General features: G+C 53.4%; 18 protein-coding genes. 11 read left to right on the top strand and 7 right to left on the bottom strand.

Features of this window, described 5'->3' with window-relative positions:
- Nucleotides 1-117 precede the first annotated feature (117 nt).
- The 6 genes from ABKW30_RS25315 (at nucleotide 118) to rsmA (ending at nucleotide 7,726) form a co-directional block, all read left to right on the top strand.
- The gene (locus tag ABKW30_RS25315) at nucleotides 118-1,323 is read left to right on the top strand and encodes an LptF/LptG family permease (RefSeq protein WP_348601716.1); all 1,206 of its coding nucleotides are present in this window, start codon (nucleotides 118-120) and stop codon (nucleotides 1,321-1,323) included.
- Entirely contained in the window at nucleotides 1,320-2,408 is a 1,089-nt protein-coding gene (lptG, locus tag ABKW30_RS25310; RefSeq protein WP_348601715.1) for an LPS export ABC transporter permease LptG, read from the top strand. Before ABKW30_RS25315 ends, lptG begins: the two co-directional genes overlap by 4 nt.
- Before the next feature lies 1 nt (nucleotide 2,409).
- Nucleotides 2,410-4,779 (top strand): LPS-assembly protein LptD, encoded by a 2,370-nt coding sequence (locus ABKW30_RS25305; RefSeq protein WP_348601714.1) that lies wholly within the window; start codon nucleotides 2,410-2,412, stop codon nucleotides 4,777-4,779.
- Nucleotides 4,780-4,917: 138 nt separating this feature from the next.
- Entirely contained in the window at nucleotides 4,918-5,847 is a 930-nt protein-coding gene (locus ABKW30_RS25300) for a peptidylprolyl isomerase (RefSeq protein WP_348601713.1), read from the top strand.
- 44 nt (nucleotides 5,848-5,891) lie between these two features.
- The gene (pdxA, locus tag ABKW30_RS25295) at nucleotides 5,892-6,908 is read left to right on the top strand and encodes a 4-hydroxythreonine-4-phosphate dehydrogenase PdxA (RefSeq protein ID WP_348601712.1); all 1,017 of its coding nucleotides are present in this window, start codon (nucleotides 5,892-5,894) and stop codon (nucleotides 6,906-6,908) included.
- Nucleotides 6,905-7,726, top strand: a complete 822-nt coding sequence (gene rsmA / locus ABKW30_RS25290) for a 16S rRNA (adenine(1518)-N(6)/adenine(1519)-N(6))-dimethyltransferase RsmA (protein ID WP_348601711.1) — start codon at nucleotides 6,905-6,907, stop codon at nucleotides 7,724-7,726. Before pdxA ends, rsmA begins: the two co-directional genes overlap by 4 nt.
- On the opposite strand, the gene gmk is transcribed toward rsmA, so the two are convergent.
- The 7 genes from gmk to fabD form a co-directional block, all read right to left on the bottom strand.
- Nucleotides 7,723-8,367 carry a guanylate kinase gene (gmk, locus tag ABKW30_RS25285; protein ID WP_348601710.1) on the bottom strand — a complete coding sequence of 215 codons (645 nt, stop codon included), beginning with the start codon at nucleotides 8,365-8,367 and terminating at the stop codon, nucleotides 7,723-7,725. The two genes, rsmA and gmk, sit on opposite strands and share 4 nt — an antisense overlap.
- A 2-nt stretch (nucleotides 8,368-8,369) precedes the next feature.
- On the bottom strand, nucleotides 8,370-9,257 hold the full coding sequence (locus ABKW30_RS25280; protein ID WP_348601709.1) for a YicC/YloC family endoribonuclease: 888 nt from the start codon (nucleotides 9,255-9,257) through the stop codon (nucleotides 8,370-8,372).
- A 32-nt stretch (nucleotides 9,258-9,289) separates the two neighbouring features.
- On the bottom strand, nucleotides 9,290-10,495 hold the full coding sequence (mltG, locus tag ABKW30_RS25275; protein WP_348601708.1) for an endolytic transglycosylase MltG: 1,206 nt from the start codon (nucleotides 10,493-10,495) through the stop codon (nucleotides 9,290-9,292).
- A 177-nt stretch (nucleotides 10,496-10,672) separates the two neighbouring features.
- A complete protein-coding gene (fabF, locus tag ABKW30_RS25270) occupies nucleotides 10,673-11,935 on the bottom strand; it encodes a beta-ketoacyl-ACP synthase II (protein WP_348601707.1) in 1,263 nt (420 codons plus the stop codon).
- A gap of 109 nt (nucleotides 11,936-12,044) precedes the next feature.
- A complete protein-coding gene (locus tag ABKW30_RS25265; RefSeq protein WP_008128530.1) occupies nucleotides 12,045-12,281 on the bottom strand; it encodes an acyl carrier protein in 237 nt (78 codons plus the stop codon).
- A gap of 289 nt (nucleotides 12,282-12,570) precedes the next feature.
- A complete protein-coding gene (fabG, locus tag ABKW30_RS25260; RefSeq protein ID WP_348601706.1) occupies nucleotides 12,571-13,308 on the bottom strand; it encodes a 3-oxoacyl-[acyl-carrier-protein] reductase in 738 nt (245 codons plus the stop codon).
- Nucleotides 13,309-13,334: 26 nt separating this feature from the next.
- Nucleotides 13,335-14,279 (bottom strand): ACP S-malonyltransferase, encoded by a 945-nt coding sequence (fabD, locus tag ABKW30_RS25255; protein ID WP_348601705.1) that lies wholly within the window; start codon nucleotides 14,277-14,279, stop codon nucleotides 13,335-13,337.
- 414 nt (nucleotides 14,280-14,693) lie between these two features.
- On the opposite strand from fabD, the gene ABKW30_RS25250 reads away from it, so the two are divergent.
- The 5 genes from ABKW30_RS25250 to rplI all read left to right on the top strand — a co-directional run bounded on the left by ABKW30_RS25250 (nucleotide 14,694) and on the right by rplI (nucleotide 17,582).
- Nucleotides 14,694-14,915: a type II toxin-antitoxin system HicB family antitoxin gene (locus ABKW30_RS25250; protein ID WP_348601704.1), complete on the top strand. Its 222-nt coding sequence runs from the start codon at nucleotides 14,694-14,696 to the stop codon at nucleotides 14,913-14,915.
- Between the two features lie 270 nt (nucleotides 14,916-15,185).
- Nucleotides 15,186-15,611: a 30S ribosomal protein S6 gene (rpsF, locus tag ABKW30_RS25245; RefSeq protein WP_008128537.1), complete on the top strand. Its 426-nt coding sequence runs from the start codon at nucleotides 15,186-15,188 to the stop codon at nucleotides 15,609-15,611.
- Complete coding sequence (rpsR, locus tag ABKW30_RS25240) at nucleotides 15,611-15,859, top strand: 30S ribosomal protein S18 (protein ID WP_008128538.1); 249 nt, start codon at nucleotides 15,611-15,613, stop codon at nucleotides 15,857-15,859. Before rpsF ends, rpsR begins: the two co-directional genes overlap by 1 nt.
- A 154-nt stretch (nucleotides 15,860-16,013) precedes the next feature.
- Nucleotides 16,014-16,985, top strand: a complete 972-nt coding sequence (locus tag ABKW30_RS25235) for a DUF2232 domain-containing protein (protein WP_348601703.1) — start codon at nucleotides 16,014-16,016, stop codon at nucleotides 16,983-16,985.
- 27 nt (nucleotides 16,986-17,012) lie between these two features.
- A complete protein-coding gene (rplI, locus tag ABKW30_RS25230; protein WP_348601702.1) occupies nucleotides 17,013-17,582 on the top strand; it encodes a 50S ribosomal protein L9 in 570 nt (189 codons plus the stop codon).
- Nucleotides 17,583-17,695: the final 113 nt, after the last annotated feature.

Genomic DNA, 17,695 nt, shown 5'->3' with positions numbered 1-17,695 from the left:
AGAACACGTAACGGGTTCGTCCCAAAATTCCATGGGGTTCATGGGATAAACTGAACAACCGGTCTTTCCGGTCCGGTAGTTAAACAAGGTGGCGGAACTCTTCTTGCGAAACATGACATGCGCCTGATTGAGATATATATCTTGCGACGGATCGTCGTCATGTTTTTTGCTGTCCTGCTTTCCGCAGTCGGCGTGACCTGGATTGTCCAGGTGCTCGGACGCATCAACTTCCTGACGACCAGCGGACAAAGCTTCTTCTATATTCTCAAATTCAGTTCCAACCTGCTCCCTTCAGCCTTTCCGCTTGTGATGCCCTTTGCGTTGGTAATTGCTGTTACCCAGACACTTTCAACGATGAATCAGGACTCCGAACTCGTTGTCATCAATGCAGCGGGTGCGCCACGTTCGGCAGTGATTCGTCCGGTTCTGCTTTTCGCCGCATTCATCTCGATATCATCTTTCGTGATAGCGAACTTCATTGCCCCCTACTCCAGCCTCAATATGCGCCAGATGATTGCCGATGCGAATGCCGACGTCGTCAATCTTGTGGTGCAGCAGGGTGCTTTTCAGGAGTTGGCCGACAACCTTTATATCCAGATTGAGGCACGCGACGCCAACGGGTCCATCAAGGGGCTGTTCGTTTCCGATTCCCGTGATCCAACGACCGACCTGATCTATTATGCCAAGGAAGGTCTGGTTGTCGAAACAGGCACCCAGAGCCTGCTGGTTATGAAAGATGGCGAAATTGACCGTCGCGACGTAAATACCGGTAATGTTTCCATCATCAAGTTCAATACATATGCACTTGATCTGGCAGCGTTTTTGGCCGCCGATGAAAAAGAGCCGACCATTTTTGCGAAAGACCGCCCATTGGATGAATTGTTGAACCCGGACCCCAATGACAAGCAGTATCAGGGCAATCCGTTGCGGTTCACGTCCGAAATATACAAGAGGTTCACCGAGTGGAGCTATGCCTTCGTGTTCGCGCTGATTGCACTAGCCGCGGCAGCTGACTCCCGCTCGCATCGCGAAGCAAGAATTTCTGCATCATTTACCGCTATTACGCTCAGCCTGGTTGTATTCTGGCTGGCCTATTCGACAGGTCAAAACACCAACAAGAATGCAGACCTGCTGCCATTGCTGGTCGCGATACCGCTGTTCGCGGGTCTCGCCGCCACCTATGCCCTCGTAACCAACCGGCAAGTCGGCCTGCCCGACAGCTGGACAAAATGGATCAAGGCAAACTTCGCGGCCAGACAGGAAGCCTTGGCTGGCGAAAGCACCAGGCTATTCCGGCGCAAACGCGGAGGCCACCGCAAATGATAGGCTGGACGCTGGGTCGCTATTTCTTCCTGCGGTATGTGACAATCACAGCATATTTCCTGCTGGGCAGCTTCGCATTGGCGCTTATACTGGATTTCACCGAACTGTCCGGCAAACTGTCATCTTTGCCCGACTACTCTCCGCTTGCGGCGTTCGGTATATCGGCGATGCGTATTCCTTTCATCATGCAGCAGGTTTTCCCGTTCATTGCCCTGTTTTCGGCAATGGCGACACTCATCTCGCTGAATCGCAAATACGAACTTGTTGTTGCGCGCTCCGTTGGTGTTTCGGCATGGCAATTTCTTCTGCCCGCATGCGCTGGCGCTTTGCTTTTCGGTCTGATCGCTATTTTGCTGGTAAATCCCCTCGCCGCCCACGGTTACGAGAAAAGCGAGCAGATCACGGCAAACTGGCGTTCCGGGAAAGCCAATGATGTTGGCACAGACCGTGTGCCATGGCTGCGGCAGAAGACCGAAGATGGCGAAACGATCATCGGCGCCAAATCTATCGTCAATCGTGGTTTACGATTGGTTGATGCAACTTTCATCCGTCTGGACAAGAATCAGGACATTCAGGAGCGTCTCGATGCCCGGACGGCAGACCTCAAAGATGGATACTGGGAACTCAACAATGTGACGAAATTCGTCCTTGGCGAAACGCCCGCACCACAGCCTTCTGTGCGCATCCCGACGCATCTTCGCCCTGAATTCGTTGAAGAAAGCCTCGCCAAGCCAGAAACAATTCCTTTTTTCGAGCTGCGTAACAAAATTGCCGCAGCTCGTTCTTTCGGTTATTCGGCCAACAGTTTTGACATGCATTTCCAGTCTTTGCTGGCTTTACCGGCATTGTTGATGGCGATGACTTTAATCGCTGCGACAGTTTCGTTGAAATTTGTTCGATTTGGACAATCCGGGACGATGATTCTGGGTGGCGTCCTTGCGGGCTTCGTGCTTTATGTCGTCACTGTTGTAGTCAAGGCATTTGGTAATGCGGGATTCGTTCCGCCTTTCATTGCCGCATGGACACCCGTGTTGATTGCAACATTTTTTGGGGTCTCCTTTCTGTTGCACAAGGAGGATGGTTAGAGTGGGATTGAATGTAACGCGCTCGGTGTTACCGTCGTGGCTCGCACGTCTGTTGTGCGGGACGGCAGTGCTATGCCTTGCGGGCGGGATTTCACTCCCAGCCTATGCCCAAACCAATGATGCGATCCTTGGTAATGTCCAGACGAATCCGAATGCCCAATTGCTTTTGGAATCGGATGAACTTGTCTATGATATCAACGCCAAGACAATTTCTGCTGTCGGCGGCGTACAGATCGACTATGACGGAAACCGGCTTGTAGCACGACAGGTTACCTACGATCAGAAAACCGGTCGCCTGAAGGCTATGGGCAAGGTTGAGATCGTTGAAAAAGACGGCAACCGCATCTATGCCGAAAACCTTGATGTCACCGATGATTTCCGCGAAGGCTTCGTTAATGCCCTGCGCGTTGAATCCGCTGACAATACGAGATTTGCAGCTGAAAGCGCGGAGCGCATTGGCGGCGAAATTACAACCTTTAACAACGGTATATATACTGCCTGTGAGCCTTGCCGCGCAAAGCCGGACAAAGCTCCTCTCTGGCAGGTTCGTGCACAGAAGATAGTGTGGAACGGCAAAAAGAAGACGATCCGTTTTGAACGCGGCCGCTTCGAGATGTTTGGCATGCCATTGGCTTTCCTGCCAGCCTTTGAAATTGCCGATCCGACGGTCAAGCGCAAAAGTGGCTTCCTCATTCCGAGCTACAAGCACGAAAGTGACCTGGGTTCCGGCGTTTCGGTTCCTTATTTCTGGGCACTGGCTCCCAATTACGACCTGACGCTGACGGGCACTTATTACAGCAAGCAGGGGTTTCTGGGTGAGGCTGAATGGCGCCACCGCCTGACAAATGGCGAATACTCGATCAAAGTTGCAGGCATCAGTCAGCGAGATCCTGATGCATTTCGCTACAACGATAGGCGCGACGATTTAGACGACTATAATGTTGATCGTGAAAATACCGGACGAGGGATGATTGCATCAAAAGGCGCTTTGAAAATCAATCCTCGCTGGACTGTCGGCTGGAACGTAATGGCTCAATCGGACAAGGCATTTGCCTATCGATATGGCATTGATGATTATGACGCTTATAATATTACCAATCAGGTTTACCTGACGGGTATCAATGATCGCAATTATTTTGATCTACGTTTCTATAACTTCCTCGTCCAGGAAGCGATCGGTAATTCTAACTCCAACGCACAGGAAGCAAGACAGCCTTGGGTAATGCCAAGTCTGGATTATGCCTATACGCCTACGCAGTCGGTTGCAGGCGGGGAATTGAACTTTGACGTGAATCTGCAATCCCTGCATCGCGAAAGGACAAGCGGTAGCAACGGCTACAGTGCCGAAAATCGGGTCGGCTATATTTCCGGTGTAGAAGGTAGCAATGGACGACTAACCGCCGAAGCTGAGTGGAAGCGTACATTCATCGCACCCAACGGTCTGGTTATAACTCCCCTTCTCGCTCTGCGTGGAGATGGGATGTATGTCGATTCCGACACGGTTGGTGTGGTGCGCTCTGAAGCATTCCGCGGCATAGCCACTGCCGGTCTTGAGGCCCGGTGGCCTATCCTGTTCTCGACGACCAGTTCGACGCATGTGCTCGAACCAACAGCCCAGCTTTTCATTCGCAATAATGAACCCTATGCTGGCGAGATGCCGAATGAAGACGCACAGAGCTTTGTATTTGACGCTTCCAGCCTGTTTGAGCGTGACAAGTTCTCCGGCTATGACCGCGTTGAAGGTGGCACACGCGTCAATCTTGGCTTCAGATATTCCGGCACATTCAATAACGGCTGGTCGCTGAACGGTATTGCCGGCCAATCCTTCCACATTGCGGGGCAAAACTCTTTCGATACCAATGACTTCGTCAATGTTGGTGCAGAATCTGGTCTTGAAGATGACCGCTCCGACTATGTTGCCATGATCGGCGCCAATTACGGCCGGTTCAATGTGACGACCGGTGGGCGCTTCGACAAGGACACATTCGACGTTCGTCGTGCGGAAGTTGCCAGTACGACTGAAGGCAAATTTGGTACGGCTTTTGTCAAGTACGCCTTCATCGACAAACAGGAAACCTATGGATTCCCTGACGATCGCCATGAAGTGACTGTTGGCGGCTCTGCCAAGCTAACGCCGAACTGGCGTCTTCTCGGCTCCGGAACCTACGATCTCGTTTCCGAGACTTTGGTAAAACGCAAGGCAGCTATCGCCTACGACGATGAATGCTTCACCTACAGCATGTATTATCAGCAGGAACAACCAGTTGCTGTCCGCAATATTGAGCGTGAAAAAACAACGACATTCGGGTTCAATATCTCATTTAGAACGCTTTGGGGCGTTGGGGAACCAGTCGATATTGGCGGTATCTGACCCTTACATCTGACGACCGCTCTTGCGGTCAGTCATGCTTTTGCCTTAGTAAAGCGACAGTAACGAAAAAAAACGAACACCAGAGCGCTAAGGCTACAGCCCGCTCGTTATGAGCGGACAATGATTGGATAGTTAGGAATGATGGCGAGGAACCATATTGTTGCAGCGGCTTTGTTTGCCGTAATCGGCTCAAGTCTCACGATCGGGACGGTATTACCAGCAGCCGCAAGCGAAATCAAAGTTGTTGTCAACGGTGCCCCTATCACCGATTACGATATCTCCCGGCGTGCCGCGTTCATCAAGTTGCAGCGTAAAAAAGGCGATGCAAAGGAAGAATTGACCGAAGAAGCCTTGAAGCGCCAGGAACTACGGCGTCTCAATCTCCTTGTCGGTGACAGCGAAGTCAATGAAGCGTTCGAGCGCTTTGCCACCAACAACAAAATGACGTTGGCGCAGCTCAACACAGTTCTGGACAAGTCTGGTGTGACCGCCCAGCATTTCAAAGAATATATCCGCATCCAGATGAGCTGGGGTCGGGCACTCGCCCAACGTAACCGTTCGCAGGGCGGTGCAAAGTTCACTGAGCAGGATGCCGTTCAGCGAATGCTCAAGGATGGCGGCAAGAAACCCGTTTCTACCGAGTATCAGCTTCAGCAGGTAATTTTCGTCGTACCGGCAAACAAGCGTGACAGTATCGCAAAGCGGCGCGGCGAAGCCAATGCCATGCGCGCCAAGTTCAATGGTTGTGACGGTACGCGGGATATCGCAAAAGGCACACTTGATGTGACTGTTCGCGATCTTGGCAAGTTCATCGAACAGGAACTGCCGCCTGAATGGGCCGACAAGATAAAGTCCACAGCGGTTGGCCAGGCTACTTCCATACAAGATACGGACAAAGGCGTTGAATATCTTGGCGTTTGTGCGACACGTCAGGTTTCGGATGATCGTGTGGCCCGTATGGTATTTGCGCAAGAGCAGAATAGCGGCAAGGGAGATGCGACGGCTGAGGCTGTTGACAAGAAATATCTTGATGATCTGCGCGCGAAAGCGAAGATTACCAACGAATAAGGCTAGCCCTTGGCATGCCTACCTCACAGAATACGGGGCTGCCTATGACTGCCATCGCTGTAAGCTGCGGCGACCCCTCGGGTATTGGACCCGAAATAGCTATTGCCAGTTGGTTGAAACGCGAAGAGCTGAACCTCGCTCCATTCTTTCTGCTCGCCGATCCGACGCTGATTGAGGCACGTGCAAGGCTCACAGGCCAGCAGTGTCCTATCGCAGTGACAACACCGGCAAATGCACAGGATATCTTTGCAAAGGCGCTCCCGGTTGTTCCCCTTGAAAATATGCAGGTTGATCGCCCGGGAGTGCCACTGGCGGAAAATGCCGCTGGAACGATTGAGGCTATCGAACGCGCTGTTGGGTTAAGCCTCTCCGGAGAGGCCCGTGCCGTCGTCACCTGCCCTATCGCAAAGAAACCACTTTACGATGCCGGGTTCCGTTTTCCGGGTCATACGGAGTTTCTGGCGCATCTTGCAGCCATTCATCTCGGCCATGAAGTAACGCCGGTGATGATGCTCGCAGGTCCATTGCTGCGAACAATTCCGGTCACTATCCATATCGGCATTGCTCAGGTGCCTCTCGTTCTCAACACACAAGCAATCGTAGAAATATCGCGTATTACCGCATCAGCACTCAAAAACCAGTTTGGCATTGTCGAGCCAAGGCTTGCAATTGCCGGGCTTAATCCGCATGCGGGCGAAGGCGGGAGCATGGGAACTGAAGATGAAACAATCGTCCGGCCCGCGGTGAATATTCTTCGTGGAGAGGGTATTGACGCGCGCGGGCCCTTGCCCGCCGATACCATGTTCCATGCTGCAGCCCGGGCAACCTACGATGTGGCAATTTGCATGTATCATGATCAGGCACTTATACCGGCTAAAACGCTTGGATTCGATGATAGTGTGAACGTTACACTGGGACTGCCTTTCATTCGCACTTCACCAGATCATGGCACGGCATTCGATATTGCTGGTAGCGGGAAAGCCAAACCTGACAGCCTGATCGCGGCGCTTCGGCTTGCTGATCAACTTGCATCAAACAGAAAAGAAACACTGGTCACATGAGTATCGACAGCCTTCCACCTTTACGCGAGGTCATCGAACGCCATGAATTGATGGCGCGAAAATCGCTCGGTCAGAATTTTCTGTTCGATCTTAATCTGACAGCGAAAATCGCCCGACAAGCGGGTGATCTGGGCGGGCAGACGGTGATCGAAGTCGGCCCCGGCCCCGGCGGCCTGACCCGGGCACTCTTGGCACAAGGCGCCAATGTAATAGCCATCGAACGCGACGAACGTTGTCTGGCCGCCCTGCAGGAAATCTCCGATCACTATCCGGGACGTCTTCGTGTGATCCCGGGCGATGCCATGGAGACTGATTTTGCTGCTTTGGCAGGCAATGGAGACATAAAGATCGTCGCGAACCTGCCCTATAATGTCGGGACGCCATTGCTTGTTGGCTGGCTGCTGGCAGAGCCTTGGCCGCCATTTTACTCATCCCTCACCCTGATGTTTCAACGCGAAGTGGCCGAACGCATCGTCGCGAGGCCGGGCTCGGACTCCTATGGGCGACTGGGTGTGCTTGCAGGCTGGCGTACAGAGGCCAGAATAACGTTCGACGTACCTCCGCAGGCATTCACCCCTCCGCCGAAGGTTACCTCTTCAGTGGTGCATCTGGTGCCCCGGCAGACACCTCTGGCATGCGATGCTGGGGTTTTGGGTAAGGTTACGCAGGCTGCGTTTGGCCAGCGCCGGAAAATGCTGCGCCAAAGCGTCAAATCGCTTGGCGGCGAGGCTCTTCTGGCCAAAGCCGGCATTGATCCCACGCGGCGCGCTGAAACACTGTCAATCGACGAGTTCGTAGCACTCGCCAACGCACTTTAGAGCTTTTCTTCCAGCAGACCATTGACGAAATCGAATAGGCCGGGAGACCGATCCCGGCGCAGGCGCTCGGCGGTAACAATCGACTGAACCTGATTATAGGCGCGATCCAGATCCTTGTTGACGATGACGTAATCATACGAACGCCAGCGCTCGATTTCGTTGCGCGCATTACGCAGGCGCATGTCAATAACTTCTTCCGAATCTTCGGCGCGGCGATGCAATCGCACTTTCAGATCCGCCATGGAAGGAGGCAGGATAAAAATGCTGACAACATCACCCTTCATCTTTTCCTGCAATTGCAGCGCGCCCTGCCAATCAATGTCGAAAAGCATATCCTGACCGTCGGCAAGCGCATTTTCCGCTGCTTCGCGCGGCGTACCGTAAAAATTGCCATGCACTTCCGCCCATTCAATCAGTTCATCGCTGTCGCGCAACCGCTCGAATTCACGGACCGAGATGAAATGATAGTGGACACCCTCGATCTCGCTGGGGCGGCGTGCTCGTGTTGTGACGCTGACTGACAGGGCCAGTTCAAGCTTCTCTTTGTCGTTGAGCAGCAACCTGGCAATGGTCGATTTGCCGGCACCGGATGGCGACGAAAGCACCAGCATAAGTCCGCGTCTTTTGATAGCGTTGAGCATATCTACTCCAAATTCTGTATCTGCTCGCGCAATTGATCTACAACGGCCTTAAGGTCAAGCCCTATGGTTGTGATCGAAGCCGCGTTTGCCTTTGAGCAAAGTGTATTCGCTTCCCGGTTAAATTCCTGTGTCAGAAAATCGAGCTTCCGTCCGACACTATTGCCGTCGGCCAAAAGCAGGCGCGCTGATGCTATATGCATTTCGAGGCGATCAAGTTCTTCCTGAATGTCAGCCTTCGTTGCCAGGAACGCGGCTTCCATGTGCAGCCGCGCCTCATCAAGGGCTGGAGCAGCATCGAGCAAAAGCGCAACCTGTGCAGTAAGCCTGCTCTTTACCGCTTCAAGTGAACGACTTGGATCGCGCTTTGCCTTTTCAACCAAGTCCTCGATGCTTGAAACCTGCCGTTTCAATATCTCGCCAAGCGCACTGCCCTCCGCCCGGCGGTTTTGTGCAAGCTGCACGAGTGTTTCTTCAAGGACCGCCAAAGCAGAATCATCAAGCTGTGATTGAGCTTCAGGCATGATGATATCCTGCGGCACCTCGAGTACACCGCGCAGGGCCATCAGGCCTTCAGGGGTGGACGGAGCGAGATTGAACTCATCACGCAGGCGCCCGGCAATTGACGCCAGTTCTTCCAACAATGGCCGATTCACAACGGGCTTTGCTGCACCCTCCGTCTTGTCGACAGTCAATGCGGCTTGAAAATTGCCGCGCTTGAAATGCTGGCCGAAAAGTGCCCGGGCTTTTTGATCGATCGCCTCAAAACCCGATGGCAGGCGGAAACGAATATCCAGCCCCTTGCCATTAACGGACTTGATTTCCCACGAAATCTGCACCCCCGGAAAGGTCCGGAGGTGACGGGCAAAACCCGTCATGCTCTGCAATGACATATGTCTCCCCCTTAGCCCGGCGTTGTATCCGACTAGTTTGCGACGCCGCTCTCGACAGGCACGGCATTCTTATCCCCGGTGGCTGCTTTTGCAGCTTCATCAAGTCTGTTCTTTTCGACCTCGCGCCAACGTTTGACGTTCTCATTGTGCTCTTCGAGCGTTGCGGCAAAAACATGCCCGCCGGTGCCATCGGCAACGAAATAAAGGTCTGTCGTCTGCGATGGATGCGCGACAGCTTCCAGAGCATCACGGCCGGGATTTGCAATAGGGCCCGGTGGAAGACCATTGATCGTATAAGTGTTATAGGGCGTCGGCTTCTCGATATCCGACTTCAAGATCGGGCGATCTGCAGGACGGCCTTTACCACCGAAGAGGCCGTAGAGGATCGTCGGGTCCGATTGCAGGCGCATACGCTTGTTAAGGCGATTGATGAAGACCGACGCGACGCGTGGACGTTCATCAGCCTTGCCTGTCTCCTTCTCGACAATAGATGCGAGTGTGACGAACTCTTCTATCGTCTTCAGCGGTACGTCTGGATCGCGGCGCTCCCAAATATCCTCCACAAGCTTCTTCTGGTCAGCCTGCATCTTCTTCACCAGCTCTTCACGCGTCGTGCCGCGCGAAAACCGCATGGTATTGGCGAAAAGAGAACCTTCGCTTGGCGCAATAGTCGGGAGATTACCGGTCAGCACATCATCTTCACTCATGCGCTGGAATATTTGTTCGACGGTCAATCCCTCGGGAATGGTAAGCGAGTGCAAAACCGACTTGCCGCTGCGCAGCAGCTCCATGATTTCGCGCATGGATGCATGCGCCTTGATCTCATATTCGCCGGCCTTCATATCGCCCTGATAGCCATACGCCTGCACGCCATACTTGAAGACACGGGCATCCGAGATGATCCCACGGCGCTCAAGGCCATCAGCGATCTCAACAATGCCTGTGCCGCTTTTCACAACGTAATTCGTCGTTACATCGGTCGGACCGGCTTCGTTGAACTCAACTTTGCCAAAATACACCACGGCAGCAGCCGCGAGCACCACAAGCACCACGAGTGACAACATGAAGTTTGCAAAAACAACGATCTGACTGCGTGCGCGGCGCGAACGACGCTTTGGGGCAGGAGGTGGAGTGCCCGGCTCCGGCCGCAAAGCTTCAGACGCCGACTGCGGGACAATAGGCTTACGCTCCGGAGTACCGGAACCGTTTGTCTCTCCAGATTGCTGATCTGAACTCACGCAAGCACCTCGGGACGTATTAGCGGTTATTTTGCCGTGCACCCGGTTGAAACGAGGGGAACGACAACTTTGCAGATGGTCGCATAGTCCAGCTCAAATCAAAGGTGATTCAGGCACTATGCGCTAAAATCGACTGTAATATGGCGAAGGCGGCAAGCGCCTTCGCCATCAATTCGATTACTGTTGATAACGCCGCAAAACAAGCGAAGCGTTAGTCCCGCCAAACCCGAAGGAATTGGACAGGGCAATATCGATCTTGCGTTCACGCGCCTTGTGCGGAACCAGATCGATTTTGGTTTCAACAGACGGATTGTCCAGATTGAGCGTCGGCGGGGCGATGTTATCGCGAATCGCCAGAACACAGAAGATAGCTTCCGTTGAGCCAGCAGCACCGAGCAAATGGCCGATTGACGACTTCGTCGACGACATCGAAATTTTCGATGCGGCATCACCGACAACCCGCTCTACCGCGCCAAGCTCAATCGTGTCGGCCATAGTCGATGTACCGTGCGAGTTGATGTAGTCGATATCATCTGGCGTGATGCCTGCACGCTTGAGGGCCATCTCCATGGAGCGCTGCGCACCCTCGCCGCTCTCCGAAGGAGCAGTGATGTGATAAGCATCACCCGACAGGCCATAACCGATGACTTCAGCGTAAATCTTTGCGCCGCGAGCCAATGCATGGTCCAGTTCTTCAAGGACAACGATACCCGCGCCCTCACCCATGACGAAACCATCGCGGTCCCTGTCATAAGGGCGCGAAGCCGCTGTAGGGTCATCATTTCGTTCTGTGGAAAGTGCCTTGCAGGCGGCAAAACCGGCGAGCGAGATACGGCTGACCGGGGATTCCGTTCCGCCAGCCACCATCAGATCAGCATCACCAAAGGCAATCAGACGGGCCGCATCACCAATGGCGTGCGCACCTGTCGAGCAGGCGGTAACCACCGAATGGTTTGGTCCGCGGAGCTTGTGCTTGATGGATACCTGACCGGAAGCAAGGTTGATCAGGCGGCCAGGAATGAAGAAAGGAGAAATCCGGCGCGGACCCTTGTCGCGCAGCGTATAGCCAGCCTCGACAATACCTTCCAGACCGCCAATACCCGAACCTATAAGAACACCAGTGCGGATTTGATCTTCGTCGCTTTCCGGCGCCCACTTGGCATCGGCCAGTGCCTGATCGGCAGCTGCAACAGCGTAAATAATGAATGGATCAACCTTGCGCTGGTCCTTTGGTTCCATCCACTCATCGGGATTAAAGGTACCGTCTGTGCCATCACCAACCGGAATACGGCAGGCAATCTTGCAAGGCAAATCTTCGACATCGAATTCTGTAACGCGCCGGGCACCGCTCTGGCCGGCCAAAAGCCTTGACCAAGTGAGCTCAACACCGGATGCGAGAGGAGAAACCAGCCCAAGGCCGGTTATGACAACGCGCCTCATGGCCGATCCTTAATTATCATATGCGACATGGTTGTATCCCTTGAACGCATGAATGAGAAAGGCTTTACGCCGTTTCTTTCACTCATGCGCTGCCAGGCATAACAAAAAATCAGGCTTGTGCTTTGTCGATGAACTTGACGGCATCGCCGACAGTCAAAATCGTTTCAGCAGCGTCATCCGGAATTTCAACGCCGAATTCTTCTTCAAAAGCCATCACGAGCTCGACAGTATCAAGGCTGTCTGCGCCCAGATCGTCGATGAAGCTCGCACCATCGGTGACTTTCTCGGCATCAACGCCCAGATGTTCAATAACGATTTTCTTGACGCGTTCTGCAGTATCACTCATGTGGAAACCTCAACCTGTTTGTTTTTCCCTATGCCTTGGTTAGCGGCACGGATGACTCTAATCAAGCAATAAGATGATAGTTTAATGCTGTTTAACAGCTAAAACACCAACCCCTGCGGCTTATTCCTTGCGGAATTTCTTGAGCATCTAATCGATTTGGCAAATCGCTTCAATGCCACAACTGGTGCGCGACTTATCACGCTTTATTCTTGGCCTCAATCTCATAAATGTGATTGGGGCCGTTACCGTATCCAATCACCAGTCACGCAGTGGTGCCCGGCCTGACTGGTCAGATCATCGCCATGCCACCATTTACATGGATCGTCTGGCCCGTCACATATGCAGCTTCATTGCTGGCAAGATAGACGACCGATGATGCGATCTCGTCGCCTGTGCCCATGCGGCGCATCGGAATGGCTGACATGATGCCTTCCTTCTGCTTCTCGTTGAGCTTGTCCGTCATAGCTGATTCGATGAAACCCGGGGCAACGCAGTTCACAGTCACGTTGCGGCTGGCGATTTCCTGTGCAAGCGACTTTGAGAAACCGATGAGGCCAGCTTTTGAAGCCACATAATTTGTCTGGCCGGGATTTCCGGTAACGCCGACGATGGATGTAATGTTGATAATGCGGCCGAAGCGGCGGCGCATCATTGGGTGCGTCAACTCGCGTGTGAGACGGAACACAGCGGTCAGATTGACCTCCAATACATTGTCCCAATCGGCATCGCTCATACGGACGAAGAGGCCGTCTTTCGTGATACCGGCGTTGTTGACGAGAATTTCCACGCCTTCGAGTTCGGACTCCGCCTTTTCGCCCAATGCCTTGACCTCATCACGGCTGGAAAGGTTTGCCGGGAAAATCTTCACGCGATCACCGAGTTCGGTAGCCAACGCCTCCAGCTTTTCGACGCGTGTGCCGTGCAAACCAACGATTGCGCCCTGGGCGTGCAGTGCACGGGCAATCGCTTCACCGATCCCACCTGTTGCACCCGTAATGAGAGCCTTGCGGCCTGTAAGGTCAAACATTGCGCGTTCCTTTATTCAAGCGTTCATCAAGCATTCAGGGCGGCTACAGCCGCATCGATATCTTCCGGCGTGCCGACAGCTACACCAGAAATGTCTTTGTTGATACGGCGTGCGAGCCCGGTCAGCACCTTGCCCGCGCCAATCTCGTATAGTGTGGTTACACCATTGGAACCGAACCACTCAACAGTTTCGCGCCAGCGGACCTGTCCGGTCACCTGCTCTACAAGCAGGTTGGCAATCTCGTCTGCCGACGTGACAGGCGCAGCCCGGACATTGGCGATCAATGGGATAATCGGATCATTCTTGGCAACGGCTGCCAGAGCCTCACGCATGGCATCCGCCGCTGGACCCATCAAAGCCGAATGGAACGGCGCTGATACCGGCAGCATGATTGCGCGCTTGGCGCCTTTGGCCGACGCAAGTGCCGCCGCTGCCTCAACCGGAGCCTTTGCACCTGAAATAACGAGCTGACCGCCGCCATTGTCATTGGCGATCTGGACCGGACCTTGCGCTGATGCCTCGGCACATACCGCTTCAACATCCGAATGTTCGAGGCCGATAATCGCAGCCATGGCTCCCTGGCCAGCCGGAACGGCCTTCTGCATGGCATTGCCACGGATACGCAAAAGCCTTGCAGTATCCGCCAATGAGAAGGTGCCTGCAGCACATAGCGCCGAATATTCACCCAGCGAGTGACCGGCTACGAATGCGACTTTATCTTTAAGTGAGACACCCTTTGACTCCAGCACGCGAATGACCGCGATGGATACAGCCATCAATGCGGGCTGCGCATTGGCGGTGAGCGTCAATGTCTCTTCCGGACCCTCCCAGATAATCGAAGAGAGCTTTTCACCCAGAGCGTCGTCAACCTCATCAAAGACGGCCTTGGCTTCCGCAAAATTATCGGCAAGCGCCTTGCCCATACCGACGGCCTGACTTCCCTGTCCGGGAAAGGTAAATGCTATGGACATAGAAACGCCTCCAAATAAAACTTGGCTCAATGTGCCGCGCGGTTTGCCTATCAGCAAGCGCGAAGTCAAGCTTTGATGCTTCGCCACCTCCAACTTAGTCGGATTAGACTAATGGTTAACTTGATTATCACTCACCAATTCCCTCATCACTATCGAAATTGAGGTTGGTATTGTCGATGAGTAATCGTTTAGAGCAAATGCGTTGGAATCCGAGGGCTGACTGGCGCATTGAAGATGTGCAGGCCGTTTGTGGTGAATTTACTATAGTTTGCAAAAAATCACGCGCTGGCAGTTCTCATTATAAGGTGAGCCATTCATCTCAGCATGAGATTTTGACAATCCCTTTTAAACGGCCAATCAAACCTGTATATATTAGAAAACTCATTGAGTTTATTGAAGCTGTAAGGAACTCGAATGGCCTATCGTAAATATCCGGTCGTTATTTCCGCTCTTACTGAAGAAGACGGCGGCGGATTTGGTGCATATGTCCCAGATCTTCCTGGCTGCATGAGTGATGGCGACACACCGGAAGAAGCGGTTCACAATGCTTATGACGCCATTGAAGCGTGGATTGAGGCAGCCAATGAACTTGGCCGCGTTATACCGGAACCCTCGCCGAAGCTTACATTTGCCTGAAGTTAAAAACTGTAATCCAGATAAATTCCCTCCGCCCGGTTGCTTCTTTTTCCTTTTGCCCGTATAGAGCGCTCGTTCATTGCCCGGCGTCAGCAGGGGGCTGAACGGAGGGCCGGATTTCAATCCGTCGGAGCGAAAAGCTTCAGCCTCCCGTGTCTCCTCTCTCGATCGTCTCCATACGCGTCCTTTCTTCGCCGTTCAACGGCTTGAGAGATTCGCAGAGGTTCATCCGTTGATCCGGGCAATATTAACGAAGAAAGGCAAAGACAAATGGCTCTTTATGAACATGTGTTCCTTGCTCGACAGGACATTTCGCAGCAGCAGGTCGATGCGCTTGTAGAACAGTACAAGGGTATCATCGAGACCAATGGCGGCACAGTCGGGCGTATTGAAAGCTGGGGGCTCCGTGCTCTCACATACCGTATCAACAAGAACCGCAAGGCGTATTACTCGCTTCTGAACATCACTGCTCCTGCAGCAGCTGTTGCAGAACTCGAGCGTCAGCAGCGCATCAACGAAGACGTCCTGCGTTTCATGACGATCCGCGTTGAAGAGCACGAAGAAGGCCAATCGGCCATGCTCGCTCGCCGTGATGATCGCCGCGATCGCGATGACAACAAGTTCGGCGGCCGTGATGACGACCGTCCGCGTCGCCCACGCCGTCCACGTGACGAAGCCGGTGAAGGAGCAGAATAATGGTTGATATCAATCAGATCCCGACCCGCCGCCCGTTCCATCGTCGTCGCAAGACCTGCCCGTTCTCGGGTGCGAATGCTCCGAAGATCGACTACAAGGACGTAAAGCTCCTGTCGCGCTACATTTCAGAGCGTGGCAAGATCGTTCCTTCGCGTATTACAGCTGTAAGCCAGAAGAAGCAGCGCGAACTCGCTCAGGCGATCAAGCGTGCACGTTTCCTTGGCCTTCTGCCATACGTTGTGAAGTAATATTGATTAGAGGCGGCGGTCCACTCGCCGCCTCTGTCTCCATCTGAAATGCACCAACCGCGATGGGCGCGGATTTGGTAAAAACAAAACCCGAGTTGAGGCATTGGTTTAAAAACCACCTCTAACTGCTTATGCAAGCAGGACAGCGAGCGAAATGTTACCTACAGCAAAAGATTTTGGCGTTGGAGTATTGGCGGGGCTTGCAGCCGCGCTGCTCTCGATTGGCGTTATTGCGCAATCGACGCTTGCCATGGCATTGCTGCTGTTCTCTCCCCTTCCCATTTTTGTTGCGGCGCTCGGCTGGGGCACTGCTACCGGTTTTATCGCGGCGCTATCGATGGCGGTCATCGTGTCTGTCATTGCAGCGCCGACAGCAGCACTCGTTCTTGTGCTGATCATCGCGCTTCCTGCTGCCGCTGCAGCCTATTTCACCGGTCTTGCTCGCCCTGCCTCTGAAGTTGGCGGCCCGAACGATGCTTATGTCTGGTACCCCCTTGCCGACACGCTCTTGCGGCTTGCGCTGATTGTTGCAGCGGCCTTCATCGCGATCGGCATGTTGATCGGCTATGGCGATGAGTTTGCGTCCGCTTTGATCAAATCCCTCGGTCAGCAGCTTGCTGTTACCAATCCACAACTTGCGCCAAATGCAGAAGTTGCACAGGGCCTCGCCGAATTCGTCGTGCGCGCGCTTCCTGCGATTCAACCCGCTGTATGGGTTATTCTGATCGTCGCAAATCTTCACATCGCCCTGCGGCTGACAGCGGCTTCGGGTAAATTGCGCCGCCCCAAAGATGATTGGCCGCGCGCATTGCGCATGCCCCGCACCGGTCTTTTTGTTTTTGCGATTGCGTGCGCAGCATGCTTTCTGCCTGGCGGCATCGGATACGCTGCGACAGCAATTGCCGGAGCGCTCGGTGCCGGCTTCCTGCTGGCGGGCTTTGCAATCATGCATGCCAGAACTCGCGGCGCTCCTTGGCGGCCTGTAGCGTTGTGGCTGGCCTATCTCGCGGTCATCATTTTTACGTTCACACTTTTCTTCTTTCTTGTCGCCGGACTGTTCGACACGTCACGCAGTGCTCCGGTTTCGAAAGCAGGAAGCAATACCCCACCCAGCAATGATAATTGAAGACACTAACAAATAAGGACAACTCAAATGGACGTTATTCTACTAGAACGCATTGGCCGCCTCGGCCAGATGGGCGAAACAGTCAAGGTCAAGGACGGCTTTGCCCGTAACTTCCTTTTGCCACAGGGCAAGGCTCTTCGTGCCAACGAGGCCAACAAGAAGAAGTTTGAAGGCCAGCGCGCACAGCTCGAAGCTCGCAACCTTGAGCGCAAGACAGAAGCTCAGGCAATTGCTGACAAGCTTGACGGCAAGTCATTCGTAGCAGTTCGTTCTGCCGGTGAAACCGGACAGCTTTACGGTTCAGTTTCGACCCGTGACATTGCTGATCTGATCACAGCAGAAGGCTTCTCTATCAACCGTAATCAGGTTGAGCTGAACACGCCAATCAAGACCATCGGTCTGCACAAGATCGTTCTGTCGCTTCATCCTGAAGTTGAAGCAACAGTAACCATTAACATTGCCCGTACTGCTGATGAAGCAGAGCGTCAGGTTAAGGGTGAAGACCTTACTTCAGCCGAAGCAATCTATGGCATCGAGGAAACTCCTCTTGCCGACGAATTCTTTGATGAAGACGAAGAAGGCGAAGAAAACGCCTAATTCAAAGAAGATACAAAGCACTCGAAAGAGTTGTTTTTGTTTATCAAAAGTACCCGGCAGCAATGCCGGGTATTTTTTTGCTTTCCAGATTAAAAAAATCAATTAGATTTATT

It is taken from the genome of Phyllobacterium sp. SB3 (assembly GCF_040009165.1).
Classification (GTDB): domain Bacteria; phylum Pseudomonadota; class Alphaproteobacteria; order Rhizobiales; family Rhizobiaceae; genus Phyllobacterium.
This window is presented reverse-complemented; position numbering and strand designations above follow the sequence as displayed.

What these genes read in the sequence shown, in the direction of transcription:
- fabF (WP_348601707.1), bottom strand. Translation starts at nt 11,935, where the DNA reads ATGAGGCGCGTTGTCATAACCGGCCTTGGGCTGGTTTCTCCTCTCGCA.
- rpsR (WP_008128538.1), top strand. Translation starts at nt 15,611, where the DNA reads ATGGTTGATATCAATCAGATCCCGACCCGCCGCCCGTTCCATCGTCGT.
- ABKW30_RS25250 (WP_348601704.1), top strand. Translation starts at nt 14,694, where the DNA reads ATGGCCTATCGTAAATATCCGGTCGTTATTTCCGCTCTTACTGAAGAA.
- lptG (WP_348601715.1), top strand. Translation starts at nt 1,320, where the DNA reads ATGATAGGCTGGACGCTGGGTCGCTATTTCTTCCTGCGGTATGTGACA.
- fabD (WP_348601705.1), bottom strand. Translation starts at nt 14,279, where the DNA reads ATGTCCATAGCATTTACCTTTCCCGGACAGGGAAGTCAGGCCGTCGGT.
- gmk (WP_348601710.1), bottom strand. Translation starts at nt 8,367, where the DNA reads ATGCTCAACGCTATCAAAAGACGCGGACTTATGCTGGTGCTTTCGTCG.
- rpsF (WP_008128537.1), top strand. Translation starts at nt 15,186, where the DNA reads ATGGCTCTTTATGAACATGTGTTCCTTGCTCGACAGGACATTTCGCAG.
- ABKW30_RS25235 (WP_348601703.1), top strand. Translation starts at nt 16,014, where the DNA reads ATGTTACCTACAGCAAAAGATTTTGGCGTTGGAGTATTGGCGGGGCTT.
- ABKW30_RS25315 (WP_348601716.1), top strand. Translation starts at nt 118, where the DNA reads ATGCGCCTGATTGAGATATATATCTTGCGACGGATCGTCGTCATGTTT.
- ABKW30_RS25300 (WP_348601713.1), top strand. Translation starts at nt 4,918, where the DNA reads ATGATGGCGAGGAACCATATTGTTGCAGCGGCTTTGTTTGCCGTAATC.
- fabG (WP_348601706.1), bottom strand. Translation starts at nt 13,308, where the DNA reads ATGTTTGACCTTACAGGCCGCAAGGCTCTCATTACGGGTGCAACAGGT.
- ABKW30_RS25265 (WP_008128530.1), bottom strand. Translation starts at nt 12,281, where the DNA reads ATGAGTGATACTGCAGAACGCGTCAAGAAAATCGTTATTGAACATCTG.
- rsmA (WP_348601711.1), top strand. Translation starts at nt 6,905, where the DNA reads ATGAGTATCGACAGCCTTCCACCTTTACGCGAGGTCATCGAACGCCAT.
- pdxA (WP_348601712.1), top strand. Translation starts at nt 5,892, where the DNA reads ATGACTGCCATCGCTGTAAGCTGCGGCGACCCCTCGGGTATTGGACCC.
- ABKW30_RS25280 (WP_348601709.1), bottom strand. Translation starts at nt 9,257, where the DNA reads ATGTCATTGCAGAGCATGACGGGTTTTGCCCGTCACCTCCGGACCTTT.
- rplI (WP_348601702.1), top strand. Translation starts at nt 17,013, where the DNA reads ATGGACGTTATTCTACTAGAACGCATTGGCCGCCTCGGCCAGATGGGC.